A 15,146-nucleotide genomic window follows, 5' to 3' on the forward strand; every position below is an offset into this window, starting at 1 on the left:
GCACTACGGAAACTCGGTTGCTTTAGCTCCGAGTAGTTCATGCTGCTGCACCCGTACTATCCGGCAATTGTTCGCTGGTAGCGGGTAATGGTTGATCTGAAAATACTGCCCCGTGCTGACTGAACGCACCTTGACCCACTCGTCGCGCAGCACTATACGCTGTCCGGCTTTAACACGGCGCAGGCGCTGAGCAATCTGTTCGCTGGCAGCAATGGCGCTGATATTGAGCGTGTTGGCAATCACCTGTTGTGCTGCAAGCGAGCTAGTGGACGCCACCTGAAACTGATAGCAGCGCTGGGTCTGTTCGAAATCGACCGTTTGGGCCTGCTCTGATGAACTAAACACGTCTTTGGCCAGCAGCAGATCAATATTGCTGACATAGGCCAGATCATTAAAATGTCCCACCACCGGTGCAGCCGGATGAATCACCCGGCGATCCGGACTGTAGTAACGTTTTGCCACGACCTGATACTGCCCGGAAAAATCCCCTTCAGTTTCCAGCGCAAAGTTCTTTAACACCCCCGACTGCTGTAGATGCGGGATGGCACGAAAATATTCCGACCATAGCCAGATCATCAGGGCAGTCCCGTCAGGCTGAGCAGTATTTTATTCACAAGAAAGTTCAGTCATCAAAAAAGTTAATCCTCGAAATCAATACGGATGGTTTCAAAGCGCAGTCGCCCCTGCTGAATGGCTTCGGCAATGGCCTGCTGGCCTTTGGTTAGACGTGCGCCACCACTTTTAATATCAATTAACACCACCTGAATATCCTCAGCCCGACCATCGCCATCCCGAAAATCGGTATAGCCATCAAACACAATATAATCGACCGGATCGCCCAGAAATTTGGCATCGCTGGGCAAGTATTCAAATTGCGGCATAATCGGTGCCATCTGCTCGGCCATTTTCCCTTTGAGCACCGCGCGGCTGGTATTGACGCTGCGCTTTTGGGCCTGCGCCAGTGCCTGCTGATGTTCCAGCTCCAGCTCGGCAATATACTGTTCATATTCGGCCTTAATCCGGCCATTGCGGCTATGACTTAAAATGATGGTGGTCAGCACCACTCCTATTGCAGCGCCTATAAGCATTGCCATCCATATCGACATGGGGTTTTCCTGATTTTTTAAAATTTGCAAGCAGCGCTACGACTTTTGTCAACGGTCATCTCCAGCACATCAAACAATGATATGCTAGGTATGAGCAGAATAAAATCTTTAGTAGGGTCATGAAAACAATCTTAGTCGCCAATCAAAAAGGTGGATGTGGAAAAACCATTACCGCCATCAGTTTAGCTTCCGCCTTAGCCCAAAAAGGATATAAAGTCGCCCTGGCCGATGCCGATAACCAGAAATCTGCACGACAATGGTTAAAACAGCGTCCAGAAAGCGCCGCTCCCATTCAGAGTCTGGACTGGCGTCATGAAAAATCGGTCGGTGATGCGCCTAAAAATATCGAATACCTGATTATTGATGCGCCGGGGGCATTATCTGGTGATCAGGCCGAGCAGCTGATTAGTGAAGCGCATGCGATTATTACCCCGCTGCAGCCTTCCTTCTTCGATATTGATTCAACCCGCCGCTTTTTAAAGCATTTGCAGGAAATTAAACGGATTCGTAAAGGCAAGGTTCAGATTTTACTGCTAGCCAACCGGGTCAAGGCCAACAGTGCCAGCTCCAAAGAAATTCGTGATTTCTTTGAAAAAATTGAACAGGAACCGGTGGCCTGGATTTCTGAACGTGCTGCCTATGGTCAACTGGCGATGCAGGGCTTAAGCGTATTTGATAAAACCCAGAAAAATTACCTGACCATTCAAAATCAGTGGCAGCCTGTCCTGAATGCAATTATTGATGATCCGGCCCAATGGTTCTAAGCGCTTAAGCGATTAAACGGCTTTTGCCTTTCCACTCCCGCTTCAATATTTAACAGAACTTACGCAGCGTTCATTTGCGAGCGCTGGGTTTTCAGTTAATATGCTTCAAGACCTTAGGAATGAGCCAGTGAACTCAGTGCAACAATACGCGCCCACTTTACAAAAAGTCTTGCTATTTGGACTATTTTTTGTCCTGATTTTTTTGAGCTTTCATGTCCTCAAATACTTTATTGTTCCTGTAGTTTGGGCCACCATTATTGCCTATATGACCTGGCCGCTGTATCAGTCGGTACAACGTATGTGCGGTCCACGGCCGACCTTAAGTGCCACAATTATGATGATTCTGGTGACACTGGTGGTCGGTATTCCGTTGACCTTTGCGATTTTTATCTTGCAGCACGAAGGGCGCAACCTGTATTACGAATTACAGAAGCAGGTCTTTTCCGGGCATTTGAATGTGCCGGATTTTATCCGCGATCTGCCCTTTGTTGGTAAAGAAATTAGCCGCTCCTTACGCGAAATTAATGAAGATCCGAACAGCATCATTAATTCGATTTCAGTCTGGATTCAGGGTCATCTGAATTATGGCCGTTTCCTGCTCAGTGAAATTAGCCGCAATTTAATTAAGCTTGGCTTTGCCATGCTGTCGCTATTCTTCTTCTATCGCGATGGCCAGACCATTTTAAATCAGGTCAGTAAAGCGCTGGAAATGGTGATCGGGCCACGTGTACATCATTATTTAGATACCATTTCTGAAACCACCCGTGCGGTGGTTTACGGGGTTGGCTTGACTGCAATTGCCCAGGCACTTTTGGCCGGGGTCAGCTACTTTGTGGCCGGGGTGCCAAACCCGATGGTATTGACCATTGTCACTTTCCTGTTTGCCCTGATTCCGTTTGGCCCACCGCTGGCCTATGGCTCGGTGGCGCTATGGCTGTTCTCGCAGGGGCAAACCATTGAAGCAATTGGCGTGATGGCCTGGGGCGTGTGTGTGGTCAGTACCGCAGATAACGTGATTCGCCCGCTGGTGATTTCTGGCGCCACCCAGATTCCATTCCTGCTGATCATGTTCGGGGTTCTGGGCGGCATTGCCAGCTTTGGCCTGATTGGCCTGTTTATTGGTCCGGTGATTCTGGCGGTCTTGCTGGCAATCTGGCGTGAATGGCTGCATGAAACCAATGAAGCCGAGGCCATGATGATGCCAAAAACCACCATGGCCTATGACCTGCCCGATGATCAGGGACCAACTGCACCAAAAGGCTAAATTTCATTAAGAAACTTATACACGCCTGTACGCAAACTGCATTGTGTTGCCTCCTGAGCCTTGTTTGAATGAAGCCACATATTCGAATAAGACAGGATGCAAACCATGACCCCACTTTTTAAATTCGGTGCTTTATGTGCATTTACCGCGCTGGTCGGAGTCGGCTGTACCACCACGCCCGATACCGTGATTGGCGCCAGTAAAAACGTTGCCGTTAATGCTGTCTCTGCCCAAGGCATTGGCGCCCAGCTCGGTGAAGTCCAACTGACCGATAGTGCTGCAGGTCTGGTCATCCGTACCAATCTGACCCAGTTACCGCCGGGTCCACATGGTTTCCATATTCATGAAAATGGTTCCTGCGCACCAGCAGAGAAAGATGGCAAAATGCAGGCTGCACTGGCCGCAGGTGGCCACTTTAACCCGAATCAGGCACCCAACCACGGCAATCCATTAAGCGGCCATCTTGGTGATTTACCGGTCCTGAATGTGGCAGCCGATGGCACGGCACGTGTCACCCTACTGGCGCCGCGTCTGAAATTACAGGATGTACAAGGTCTGGCGCTCATGATTCATGCCGGTGGCGATAACTATGCCGATACGCCAAAACCGTTAGGCGGTGGTGGTGACCGAATTGCCTGTGGCGTGATCTAAACCTTGTGCGGATAAATCCCGACTTATCCACAGTTTTCTGATTTTTAAGGCACTTATCCATAGCGATGAGTGCCTTTTTCTATGCATAGATTAAATAGCAATCTGAGGCTACAAGATTGATTATCAGGCTTTTATTTCAACATCAACAGCTTAGCAAAAACCAAGCAAGATAGTCTGATTTATATTAAAAAACAAAAACTTAAAACCGGGCTGCGCACTAAAAAGCATGGCCCTCTGCGCTAATATTCGCTACACTGCAGCTAGATCTATGGGGAAATTGCAGAGTATGAACATCCAAAGCTTGCGCGTGGTGGGTTTTTTAGAAGGTTTATCTTTTCTGGCCTTGCTGTTTATTGCCATGCCGCTGAAATATATATGGGGTAACCCGATTCTGGTGAAATACGTCGGCATGGGTCACGGCGTGCTGTTTATTGCCTTTCTGGTGGTGCTGTTTGTGGTCTGTGAAAAACAGAAATGGTCAATTCAGGTGTTTTTAATGGGCGTGATTGCTTCAATTTTACCGTTTGGCCCGTTTATTTTTGATGCCAAACTGAAGAAAATGGCACAGCCGCAGGTCGAAGTGTAACTCCAGACTCATCGATCAATCAGGCATTCACCAGATTACTATCTGCTGGATGCCTTTGTTTTTTGGCCTTTTAACCACATTATCCTATTGATAAATGCCAGATGATCAGCCCGCTTAAAACTGACCGCTTTCGGCACGTTCGCGCATAATCTGTTTCAGACTCAGCCGCGGATAAGCAAACCACAAGGCGATTAAGGCAAAACAGGACAGGCTATAAGCCCACAGCTCAAAATGACTGTAGAGCATGCGCACCAGTTCAATCACCACAAAAAAGCTCAGCATCATCAGCACAGAAGCGGTTGCGGCCACGGTCCCTTTCGATACCTCGGACGACATCAGGGCAAAACGGTAAATAATTGAAAAGCTGATGCCCTCGCCAAAGCTGATGAAAGTCATGCCCAGAATCAGACACCAGATCAAATAGTCCGGTATGAGCAGACCAAAAATTAACAGCAAGGTACCGACCAACATGAGTGGCAAGCCCATCAGCACAGTCTGTCCCAAAGCAAAACGGTCAATGATTTTCAGCAGCAATAGATTCCCGGCAATCAGCCCGCCCAACACCGGAAATTGGGCCAGACCATATTGCAGACTGCTCAGACCGAGCTGTTCCACCAGCATCACCGGCGACAAGGCAATCCATAACATCAGCGGCATACTTAAGAGCGGCAAGGCAAAGGTCATAGTCAGAAAACGGCGGTTTTTCAGTACCTGTTTAAAATCATCCCAGATATAGCCAATCGGCTGTTTCGGAATACTGAGCTGCTGCTCCGGCATTTTGGCTTTCAGTCCGAGCCAGCTTACAGCCGCCAAAGCTGCAATCCCAATAAAGCCCCAATGCCAGGACACATGCTCGATCATAAAGGCACCCAACACCGGCCCCAGTAGCGGCGCCAGCAGCGACACATTGGCCATGAATGCCATGACTTTAATTGCATCGCGTTCGGCAAAACTTTCCTGAATGGCGGCATAGCCCACCGCAGTTATTACCGACAGGCCAAAGCCCTGCAAAAAGCGCAGCAATAAAAAGCTTTCGATGTTCTGGGTCAATAAAATCAGCAGGCAGGTCACCACAAAAAACAGTACCCCACCCAGCAGGACTTTTTTACGGCCTAAACGGTCCGATAAAGGGCCTAAAATGGCCGCGACACAGGCACCGCCGAGCAGATAAAACGACATCGAAGAGGCTGCCCAGGAACTGCTGACGCCAAAATCCTGGGTAATGGCGAGCATGGCCGGCTGTACCAGATCATTGCCGATATAGACAGAAAATTCGAACAGCACCAAAGCCAGCGGAAACATTAAGGTGGCGCGGGAGAGCGTTGTAGTTGGAGTGGTTTGCATAGCGCTCAAAAGCCTGCCAGATCAGCAGGCTGCAATCATAACAATGGGCGCAGTGTAGCAGAGTTTATTTTTAAAATCTGTGACTTTTCTGATGAGGAAATGCTGGATTTGCGGCAGCAGCACTTAGCTAGAGCGGTTGAACGAAACCAGTATAAATCCCCGGTTTTAAAAACAGAAAAGCGCAGGGTTTAGCTACGCTTTTCAATCAAAATCATTGAAAGACTCAAGCGGATTAAGGACATACAGCCTTCTGGAAAGTCTTGGTATTTTTGCCGCGCAGACATTGATAGCTCTTTTCAGTTTTCACTTTTTCCCAGTCGCCATCGACCAGTTTAAAACTGTAAATGGTGCGAATCGAGCGTACCGAATCATCCATTAAACCGGTTTCAGTCACTTTAACCTGGGCCGCAGTCGGTGATTCGACATTATTAAAGAATTGACGCAGCTCGACTGTCGCCAGCTGTTTACGTAAATCCGGACGCTCTTTTAACACCTGTGCCAACGGTGTTTCGGCAGACGGTGTCACTTTAGACACAATATTCTGGGTGGTGGCACATCCTGTAACAGCAATCGCCAGTCCTGCCATTGCAGCGAAACGAAACATAACTCTATCCAAACTGATTCAACACTGTAAAAATGATGCCGGCTTTTTGCGCTTAACACTATGCACAGAATGTAATTTGAACGAGATTGCACATGATAAGTGCCATAAAAAAAGCGCATCCGGAGATGCGCTTTTTCGTTCTATTGGCCTGATTACAGGTCGAATAATTTACCCGGGTTCATAATCCCATTCGGGTCAAAGACCTGTTTCAAGGCTTTCATATATTCGATTTCTTCAGCAGAACGCGAGTATTCCAGATATGGCTTTTTGGTCATGCCAACACCGTGCTCTGCAGAAATTGAACCGTCATATTTTTTCACGGTATCAAACACATACTTGTTCACCACCTGACATTTGGCAAAGAATTCATCTTTGCTTAAATCGGCAGGTTTCAGGATGTTCAGGTGCAGGTTACCGTCACCAATATGACCGAACCAGCAGATTTCAAAGTCCGGATAGTTCTCGGCCACAATCGCATCAATTTCTTTAATGAATGCCGGCACGTGGGTAATCAGCACTGAAATATCGTTTTTGTATGGAATAAACGGTGCAATCGATTCCGAAATATCTTCACGTAAACGCCATAAGCTTTCGACCTGATCCAGGCTTTGGCTGAGTACGCCGTCCAGCACCCAGCCCTGTTCCATACAGTGCTCAAAAATTTCCATTGCCTTGTCCATAATCGGTTCAAATGGCGCTTCAAATTCAAGCAATACATAGAATGGACATTCAGTTTCAAACGGACGCTGTACATGACCATTGGCCAGTACTTTCTGCATTGCCAGTTCACCAAAGAACTCAAATGCAGTTAAATCAATTTTGGCCTGGAAAGCGTGCAGCACAGGCATCACTGCATCAAAATCCGGTACACCCAGCACCATCACTTGCAGGTCTTGCGGTTGACGTTCCAGCTTGATTTCCGCTTCAGTGACGAGGCCTAAAGTCCCTTCACCACCAATGAATAAGTGTTGCAGTGCATAACCGGTGGCGTTTTTGATCATGCCTTTGTTTAAACGCAGCACATCCCCTTTACCGGTCACCACGGTTAAGCCCAGCACCCAGTTACGGGTCATGCCGTATTTAATTACTTTAATACCACCAGCGTTAGTACCAATGTTACCGCCAATTTGTGATGAACCGGCAGAGGCGAAATCGACCGGATAATACATGCCCTGCTCTTCGGCATAGTTTTGCAGCTGTTCAGTCACCACACCAGCCTGTACCCGTACCATGCGGTCTGCCGGGAAGAATTCCAGAATCTGGTTCATCTTGTCCATGCTGACCACGATTTCACCGTTGGCCGCTACCGCACCCGCAGAAAGACCGGTACGACCGCCCGATGGCGTGACTGCCACATTGAACTGATTGGCAAGTTTCACAATCGCTTGCACCTGCTCAGTGCTCGATGGAAAAACGATGACGGATGGGTTTGGATCAAAGTGCTTGGTATGATCTCGACCCCAATTCTGGAGGCTGTCCGCATCAGTTTTAATACGGTTTTCACCTACAATTGCAGTCAATTGGGTCAATAACTCTGGGGTTAAAGCGACTGGAGCATTCATCGTTTGCAGACCTGGCAAGAATTAAACAAGAAGAGATTTATCCAGACTGGTGCTGTACATTTTAAAGTCATGCCAAAGCACAGTAAAAGATAAAAAACGGGCAAGAAACCAACAGCCTGAGGCCGGTTTTTGCCGTCTGGGGCTATTATAAGCGATTTTTCTGTAAAACCTGAGAAAAACCATCATTTTGATAATATAGCTTTGAAAATACAGAGTTAATTCAACCAAAAATGAATCCTGCGTTTATATTTTCTACAGAAATAGCAGACCGATCAGCCATAAATGGAATGTATCTCCTGCCCGCTCCTATGATATGATACTGCCACTAAATTTGGCCTTTGTAGCGGAGCCGTAATGAGCCAACATCTTTCACTACCTAAAGATAAAATTCGTTTCCTGTTGTTAGAGGGCGTTCACCAAAATGCCATCGACACGTTAAATGCTGCCGGATATACCAACATCGACTACCGTAAAACTGCGCTTGAGGGTGAAGCGCTGAAAGAAGCGGTCAAAGATGCACACTTCATTGGTATTCGTTCACGTACGCAATTAACTGAAGAAATCTTTGAAGCTGCGAACAAGCTGATCGCGGTTGGCTGTTTCTGTATCGGAACCAACCAAGTCGATTTAAATGCAGCCATGGTACGTGGTATTCCAGTATTTAACGCACCATATTCAAATACCCGTTCTGTTGCGGAACTGGTCCTTGCTGAACTGATTCTGCTGCTTCGTGGCGTACCAGCCAAATCGGCATCATGTCACCGCGGTGGCTGGGAAAAATCTGCAGCGGGTTCTTTTGAAACACGCGGTAAGACTTTAGGTATTGTGGGTTACGGTTCAATTGGTTCGCAACTGTCTGTGCTTGCTGAAAGCCTGGGTATGCATGTGATCTATTATGATGCAGTGACCAAACTGCCAATGGGTAATGCGCGCCAGGTCGGTTCTTTGGCTGAATTGCTGGCCAATGCAGACGTGGTATCGCTACACGTGCCAGACGTTCCATCAACCCGTAACTTTATGGGCAAAGAACAGTTTGCACAAATGAAAGAAGGCGCGATCTTCCTGAATGCGGCACGTGGTACCTGTGTCATTATTGAAGATCTGGCAGATGCAATTAAATCAGGTCATCTGGCTGGTGCTGCGGTTGACGTATTCCCGAAAGAGCCGAAAGCCAATGGTGAAGAATTCGTTTCTCCACTGCGCGGTCTGGACAATGTGATCCTGACTCCACACGTGGGCGGTTCAACCATGGAAGCGCAAGCCAACATTGGTCTGGAAGTGGCTGAGAAATTTGTGGCTTATTCTGACAAGGGTATGACTCTGTCTGCAGTGAACTTCCCTGAAATTGCCTTGCCATTAACTGAAGGTAAACACCGTTTACTGCACATTCATAAAAACATTCCAGGCGTATTGTCTAAAATCAACAACCTGTTTGCTGAACAAGGCATCAATATTTCGGGTCAATCTTTAATGACCAAAGGTGATGTCGGTTATCTGGTGATGGATGTGGATGCAACTGCATCTCAAGAAGCACTGGATATGCTGCATGATGTTGAAGGCACCATCCGTGTACGTGTTCTGTTCTAATTTCAATTAGACAGTAACACCCAAAACCACAGCCCTTGCGCTGTGGTTTTTTATTTCCCGCTTCTAAAACAATACGCAATCCTTATTTCATGTTCTTTTGAAATCGTGAATGAGCCTTGTTTTATCTGCTGGCCACTTACGCAGCCACGACATGGAAGCGTCATCTGTTCATGCTATGCTAGCGGCTATTGATCTGTTGATGATCGCCCTACTCTCCCAACCAGCCCATTCCAGTTATGTCGATACTTCAAAATGCGCCGCATCTCCGCGCTGTGCTGTTGTTGCTGATTGCCATGCTCAGCCTGCAAAGCAGCGGCTCGATGGCCAAACTGCTGTTTGATCAGTTTCCGATTCTGACCGTTTCTGCCATGCGGCTGCTGCTGAGCGCGCTGGTGCTGATGCTGATTTTTCAGCTCTGGAACATTCAGCCCAAAGCCATACGCTGGCCAGCGATTTTCAGCTACGGCGCAGCACTGGCCGGCATGAACATGCTGTTTTATCTGGCGATTGACCGCCTGCCGCTGGGGATTGCGGTATCGTTTGAGTTTATCGGGCCATTAAGCGTGGCGCTGTTTTATGCCCGGCGTAAATTCGACTTTATTTGGGTCGGCCTCGCCATTGTTGGGCTGGTGCTGTTGTTTCCTTTTGATCAGACCGCGCAGCCGCTCGATGGTCTGGGCGTGTTGTTTGCCTTAGGCGCCGGTGCCTGCTGGGCCTTATATATTGTGGCCGGACAGAAACCATCGGGTGTATCCGGGAATCATACGGTCTGTCTGGGTATGCTAGTCGGTACCCTGATTTTATTACCCATTGCCTTATGGGATGGTCTGCCTGTTAGCGTATTTGAACCAGGCAATTTCATCTATTTTATTGCCTTGGCAGTTCTGGCCAGCGCCTTGCCCTTTAGTCTGGAAATGATTGCACTTCGCAACCTGACTGCACTCAGTTTCGGTACACTGATGAGCATGGAACCGGCCATTGCCGCGCTCTCCGGTTTTGTCTTTTTGGGCGAACAGTTGCTCTGGAATCAATGGCTGGCCTTAAGCACCATTATTGCCGCCTCCATTGGTTGTACCTATACCGTGCAGCAGCGCAAACAGTAGTCCAGTTAAACGGTGTGGATCTGGCCAGACTGAGCTTCCTGCTGTGTAATGCTGGAATTTATTTTGACCGGCTACTCATCAAAATTTAAGCAAATTGCTATAATCAGCAGCATCTCCCCAATATGCTGACACCTTCCGGTGTTGGTGGTGCGCTTATGCAAAATGCTCAACTGCTGTCGGTACTGTTCATGGTGCTGTCCATGACTTCGTACCAGATTAGTGCCTCCTTTGCCAAACAACTGTTTGAGGTGCTCGATCCGCTTACCGTGACCATTTTACGGTTGTGCTTTGCCGCCATTATTATCTGCCTGATGTTCCGTTCCTGGAAGATTATTTCCCGGCTGTCCTTTTTAAAATGGCGTGATCTGCTCTGCTATAGCGCGGCCCTGTGTCTGATGAATGTGCTGTTCTATATGTCGCTGGGCAAATTGCCGCAAGGGATTGCGGTTGGTCTGGAATTTATTGGCCCACTGGGACTGGCCCTGCTCTCGATTAAACAGCGTAGTGATTATATCTGGGTGCTTTTAGCCATTTTGGGAATTGCGCTGATGGTGCCCTGGGGACAGGCCAACAGTGACAATTTCTCAGTCTTTGGTGCCCTCTGTGCGCTGGGTGCCGGCTTTTGCTGGGCCCTCTACATTTATTTCGGGCAGCGCGTGGTACAGCAGAATATTGGCATGCATGCCCTCACCATTGCCATTAGTCTGGCTGCGCTGACCCTGTTACCCATTGGTCTGTATCACAATGCCGCGGCCCTAGTCGATACCCAATACTGGGGCAAAGCCATCGCCATTGCCATTTTGGCCACCGCCATTCCGTATGCACTGGACCTGAAAGCCTTACAGCATTTAAGCAAGCTCAGTTATGGCACCCTGTCCAGTTTATCGCCAGCACTGGCCGCGCTAACCGGTCTGATGTTACTCGGTGAACAGATCAGCCTGTTGCAATGGGTCGCTTTATTCTGCGTGATGCTGGCCTCCGTGGGCGTGACTCTAAGAGCCAGCCGTAAGAAAGCTGTCAGCCCTTAAGCAAAAAGAGAGATCAAACAAGATGAATAAAAAGATGGCCAAGAGAGCCATCTTTTTTAAGTCCTGAATTTAGACCAGACTGTCTTTTTGAATGGCTTTATATTTGCCGTATTCATTTAAATACTGTTTGGCCAGCTCGGTTTTCTGGCGTTCTTCCAAAATTTTCCCGGCCTGCTGGAAAAAGCCATGTTCTTCTTCCTGCAAATGATGATGCACTTTTTCAGACAGCTGCTTGGCAATCGCCAGCCAGCCCGGATTGCTAAATTCGGTTTCGGTCAGTTTTTCCAGCAGCTCATCCATTTCATGATGTTCTGCCAGCGCATGCCGGGTAATATTCAGCCCGGAATCGGTCATCATTAGTGGAATATAAAAATAACGGTCTTCGGCCACGGCATGGGCGAATAATTCATTTTTCAGTTGATCAAACAGCTCGCGGCGTTCTGGTGTATCCCCCGAGGTCTGGATTAAACGCTCGGCCAGATCACGCTGTATTTCATGGCTTTCACGTAGTGCTTCAAAAATATTCATGTTGTTATTACCCTTTCAAATGCCAAAATTTAAACACCCGACAACGGGTTGCATCATTATTGTTAAGCAGACAGGTCAGGCTAAGCATTCACTATACGCCAAGCCCGTGCGACGGTTCCTGCAGCAATTTGTATGGGAAATTTTAATAATGAGAATGATTTACAACCAGAACATCTGATAGGCCATGCGCACAATCAGCACACTGACCAGGACCAGAAATACAATCCGAATAAAGCCGCTGCCATATTTAAAGGCCAGACGCACCCCGACCAGAGAACCGGTAATATTGGCCAGCGCCATCATCGCTCCAACCATAAACAGCACATGCCCCGTGGGAATAAAGAAACTCAGCGCTGCCAGATTGGTCATAAAATTGGCAATTTTCGACAAGGCTGAGGCATGTAAAAAATCGACCTGTAAATAGCGGATAAAATAGAAAATAAAAAAGCTGCCCGTACCCGGGCCAAAAATACCGTCATAAAAGCCAATCAGCACACTGCCCAACGCCGCCAGGAGCAACATTTTGCGGTTTAAAGTCTGCTGGACATGCAGCTGGCCAAACTGCTTTTTCATGAAGGTGTAGATGGCAATCACGATCAGCATCAGCAGCACAAAGGGCCGCAAAATATCGGTCGGAATCATCGACACGCAGGCCGCACCGACGAAAGAGCTGAGAAAGGCACACAGCCCGATCACCCCCAGCAATTTCCAGGGCAGCTGCACTTTGCGTAAAAAAGAAAAGGCCGCCGAAGCCGTCCCACAAATGGAGGCCAGTTTGTTGGTGCCAAACACCGTGGCCGGTGCCAGTTGCGGCATCGCGCCCATAATCGCCGGAATCTGGATCAGGCCGCCACCACCAACCGCGGCATCAATTGCACCGGCACAGAAGGCAAAAATCACGAGGCTGATGACGATTTCAATATCCATATCGGGGCAATCCTGTGGCCTCAGTGCAGATGAAAATTAGAGATTCAGGACCCGTTTTGGCACCAGACGTTTTTTATCGGTAATTTCCGCCAGCCCTAAACATTTCTCGCCCTCAAATACCAATACCTGAGTTGCCGCCGTATGGTCAATATTACTTTCCATGCCGCGACAAAAATATTCGGCCCGACCTTCTGGCACCTGTACCTGCGGGAAATGCTCAATTGGTGCATAAACCGGCAGCAACAGCACTTCACGCTCGGCTTCGCTCAGGCTTTCCAGATAATCCAGGGTGTAGCTTGGGATCAGATCAAAATGCCCGGTCTGAATGCGGTGCAAATAGGTCAGATGCCCATAGCTGCCGAGTGCCTTGGCAATATCTTCACCGAGTACACGAATATAGGTGCCTTTGGAACAAGTCACATCCAGGGTAATGCTATCGTCGGTAAACCCTAACAGCTCCAGCGCATAAATACTGATGGGACGCGCATCCCGTTCAATTTCAATGCCTTTACGGGCCAACTCATATAAGGGACGGCCTTCTTTTTTTAGCGCTGAATACATCGGCGGTACCTGCTGAATATCACCAGTAAATTGCGCCAGGACGGTTAAAATGTTTTCTTCAGTCAATGCCGGTACCGCAGCCTCTAACAGCACTTCACCTTCAACATCACCGGTGGTGGTGCTATGTCCTAGCTGAATGGTGGTCTGGTAACGCTTGGTCGAATCCAAAAGAAAATGTGAAAACTTGGTCGCCTCGCCCAGACAGATTGGCAATAAACCAGAGGCCAATGGATCTAAAGCACCGGTATGTCCGGCTTTTTGCGCACGATACAGCCAGCGCACCTTTTGCAGTGCAGCATTGGAGCTGATACCCAAGGGTTTATTCAATAAAAATACGCCATGCACAGGACGACGCTGAATTTTAGGAGAAGATGCTTTCATGGCAAAAATCGGACAATTCTAAACTGCGCCATGGTAGCAATCTGAGCACAAGCTTTACAACTTTTCTATAAAACAATGTCATTTTTATCAAATGGAGCGTAAACCTCTGTCTTTCAGGTCAGAGATATAAGCGACACGACATGAAATGTCGTTTAATTGCTAAAAAACAATATTTAAAGTCTGATATGAGCTAATATAAGCCCATGAAAACACTTAAATTACGCATAAAAAACAGTCACACAAAGGTGCTAGACCAATTGGCATCTGAAGTTAATTTTGTCTGGAACTATGTCAATGATTTGTGTTTCAAACACCTACAGCGCAAACAACAATTCTTTTCAGCATACGATATTGCTAAATACACGAAAGGCGCATCAAAGGAATGTAATCTTCATAGCCAAACCATTCAGGCTGTAACAGAAGAATTGGTCACTCGCAGAAAACAGTTCAAAAAATCAAAATTGACATGGCGTGTCAGTAATAAGAAATCAGCAAGAAGATCACTAGGTTGGATACCCTTTAAAAAGGTCACTATTAAATATGCCGATGGATACGTTCAGTATGGCAAGCATCAATTCAAGCTATGGGATAGTTACGGACTATCGAAATACAGCATTAAAACAGGCTCATTTGTAGAGGATAGTCGTGGACGTTGGTATGTCTGCTTAGTGGTTGATTCACCCAAACAAGACAAACCTACCGCCACAAAAGCCGTGGGCATTGATCTAGGCTTAAAAGATATTGCTACTTGTTCAGATGGTACGATCATTTCCAATCCCAAGTTCTACCATCAATATGAACAGAAATTAGGGATTGCTCAGAGAGCGAGAAATAAAAAGCGTGTCCGTGCATTACACGCCAAGATTGCAAACTGTCGTAAAGACCATTTGCACAAGGCTAGCACCCAGCTGGTGAAAGACAATGCACTGATTGTCGTTGGTGATCTAAGTGCGAACAAACTTGTAAAAACTAAAATGGCGAAATCTGTTTTAGATACAGGATTTTCAGCGCTCAAAACCATGCTCAAGTATAAATGCGAGAACGCAGGGGTCATGTTTGAGGAAGTCAACGAGAGATTCACAACCCAAACCTGTTCGAGCTGCGGTACAATCACCGCAAGCAGTCCGAAAGATACCGTCTTGGCTGTCAA

General features: G+C 47.6%; 15 protein-coding genes and 1 pseudogene. 8 read left to right on the forward strand and 8 right to left on the reverse strand.

The features are described 5' to 3' along the window. Positions 1–3: 3 nt before the first annotated feature. Both FTU69_RS03865 and FTU69_RS03870 read right to left on the reverse strand, forming a co-directional pair. Positions 4–576 carry a hypothetical protein gene (locus FTU69_RS03865; RefSeq protein WP_180087785.1) on the reverse strand — a complete coding sequence of 191 codons (573 nt, stop codon included), beginning with the start codon at positions 574–576 and terminating at the stop codon, positions 4–6. Positions 577–638: 62 nt separating this feature from the next. Next, positions 639–1,106 carry a Holliday junction resolvase-like protein gene (locus FTU69_RS03870; protein ID WP_005180383.1) on the reverse strand — a complete coding sequence of 156 codons (468 nt, stop codon included), beginning with the start codon at positions 1,104–1,106 and terminating at the stop codon, positions 639–641. A gap of 119 nt (positions 1,107–1,225) precedes the next feature. Here FTU69_RS03870 and FTU69_RS03875 point away from each other — a divergent pair, with 119 nt between their 5' ends. The 4 genes from FTU69_RS03875 (at position 1,226) to FTU69_RS03890 (ending at position 4,371) form a co-directional block, all read left to right on the forward strand. Further along, entirely contained in the window at positions 1,226–1,870 is a 645-nt protein-coding gene (locus FTU69_RS03875) for a ParA family protein (protein ID WP_005180385.1), read from the forward strand. Between the two features lie 136 nt (positions 1,871–2,006). After that, positions 2,007–3,134 carry an AI-2E family transporter gene (locus FTU69_RS03880; protein ID WP_163143403.1) on the forward strand — a complete coding sequence of 376 codons (1,128 nt, stop codon included), beginning with the start codon at positions 2,007–2,009 and terminating at the stop codon, positions 3,132–3,134. A gap of 105 nt (positions 3,135–3,239) precedes the next feature. Then, the gene (sodC, locus tag FTU69_RS03885; protein WP_180087786.1) at positions 3,240–3,785 is read left to right on the forward strand and encodes a superoxide dismutase family protein; all 546 of its coding nucleotides are present in this window, start codon (positions 3,240–3,242) and stop codon (positions 3,783–3,785) included. 286 nt (positions 3,786–4,071) lie between these two features. Continuing rightward, positions 4,072–4,371 (forward strand): DUF3817 domain-containing protein, encoded by a 300-nt coding sequence (locus FTU69_RS03890; protein ID WP_045795347.1) that lies wholly within the window; start codon positions 4,072–4,074, stop codon positions 4,369–4,371. 114 nt (positions 4,372–4,485) lie between these two features. Here FTU69_RS03890 and FTU69_RS03895 read toward each other — a convergent pair whose 3' ends face one another. The 3 genes from FTU69_RS03895 to FTU69_RS03905 all read right to left on the reverse strand — a co-directional run bounded on the left by FTU69_RS03895 (position 4,486) and on the right by FTU69_RS03905 (position 7,881). Further along, a complete protein-coding gene (locus tag FTU69_RS03895) occupies positions 4,486–5,715 on the reverse strand; it encodes an MFS transporter (protein ID WP_180103512.1) in 1,230 nt (409 codons plus the stop codon). Between the two features lie 232 nt (positions 5,716–5,947). Then, the gene (locus tag FTU69_RS03900) at positions 5,948–6,319 is read right to left on the reverse strand and encodes a hypothetical protein (RefSeq protein WP_005180395.1); all 372 of its coding nucleotides are present in this window, start codon (positions 6,317–6,319) and stop codon (positions 5,948–5,950) included. A gap of 152 nt (positions 6,320–6,471) precedes the next feature. Then, on the reverse strand, positions 6,472–7,881 hold the full coding sequence (locus tag FTU69_RS03905; protein ID WP_045795292.1) for an FAD-binding oxidoreductase: 1,410 nt from the start codon (positions 7,879–7,881) through the stop codon (positions 6,472–6,474). A 354-nt stretch (positions 7,882–8,235) separates the two neighbouring features. Here FTU69_RS03905 and serA point away from each other — a divergent pair, with 354 nt between their 5' ends. The 3 genes from serA to FTU69_RS03920 all read left to right on the forward strand — a co-directional run bounded on the left by serA (position 8,236) and on the right by FTU69_RS03920 (position 11,599). Then, positions 8,236–9,468 (forward strand): phosphoglycerate dehydrogenase, encoded by a 1,233-nt coding sequence (gene serA / locus FTU69_RS03910; RefSeq protein ID WP_005180397.1) that lies wholly within the window; start codon positions 8,236–8,238, stop codon positions 9,466–9,468. Between the two features lie 236 nt (positions 9,469–9,704). Beyond that, entirely contained in the window at positions 9,705–10,571 is an 867-nt protein-coding gene (locus FTU69_RS03915) for a DMT family transporter (protein WP_180103513.1), read from the forward strand. 155 nt (positions 10,572–10,726) lie between these two features. Then, positions 10,727–11,599, forward strand: a complete 873-nt coding sequence (locus FTU69_RS03920; protein ID WP_180103530.1) for a DMT family transporter — start codon at positions 10,727–10,729, stop codon at positions 11,597–11,599. A 69-nt stretch (positions 11,600–11,668) separates the two neighbouring features. Here FTU69_RS03920 and FTU69_RS03925 read toward each other — a convergent pair whose 3' ends face one another. The 3 genes from FTU69_RS03925 to truB all read right to left on the reverse strand — a co-directional run bounded on the left by FTU69_RS03925 (position 11,669) and on the right by truB (position 13,996). Beyond that, on the reverse strand, positions 11,669–12,127 hold the full coding sequence (locus tag FTU69_RS03925; RefSeq protein WP_075168265.1) for a hemerythrin domain-containing protein: 459 nt from the start codon (positions 12,125–12,127) through the stop codon (positions 11,669–11,671). A 159-nt stretch (positions 12,128–12,286) separates the two neighbouring features. Then, positions 12,287–13,054: a TSUP family transporter gene (locus tag FTU69_RS03930; protein WP_180103514.1), complete on the reverse strand. Its 768-nt coding sequence runs from the start codon at positions 13,052–13,054 to the stop codon at positions 12,287–12,289. A 36-nt stretch (positions 13,055–13,090) separates the two neighbouring features. Then, positions 13,091–13,996 (reverse strand): tRNA pseudouridine(55) synthase TruB, encoded by a 906-nt coding sequence (truB, locus tag FTU69_RS03935; protein ID WP_180087790.1) that lies wholly within the window; start codon positions 13,994–13,996, stop codon positions 13,091–13,093. A 203-nt stretch (positions 13,997–14,199) separates the two neighbouring features. Between truB and FTU69_RS03940 the strand changes: the two are divergent. Beyond that, positions 14,200–15,126, forward strand: a pseudogene (locus FTU69_RS03940) (RNA-guided endonuclease InsQ/TnpB family protein); the annotation flags it as partial. Between the last annotated feature and the right edge of the window lie 20 nt (positions 15,127–15,146).

The sequence above is a fragment of the Acinetobacter sp. YH12134 genome (genome assembly GCF_013418555.1).
In the GTDB taxonomy this organism is placed as follows: Bacteria; Pseudomonadota; Gammaproteobacteria; order Pseudomonadales; family Moraxellaceae; genus Acinetobacter; species Acinetobacter indicus.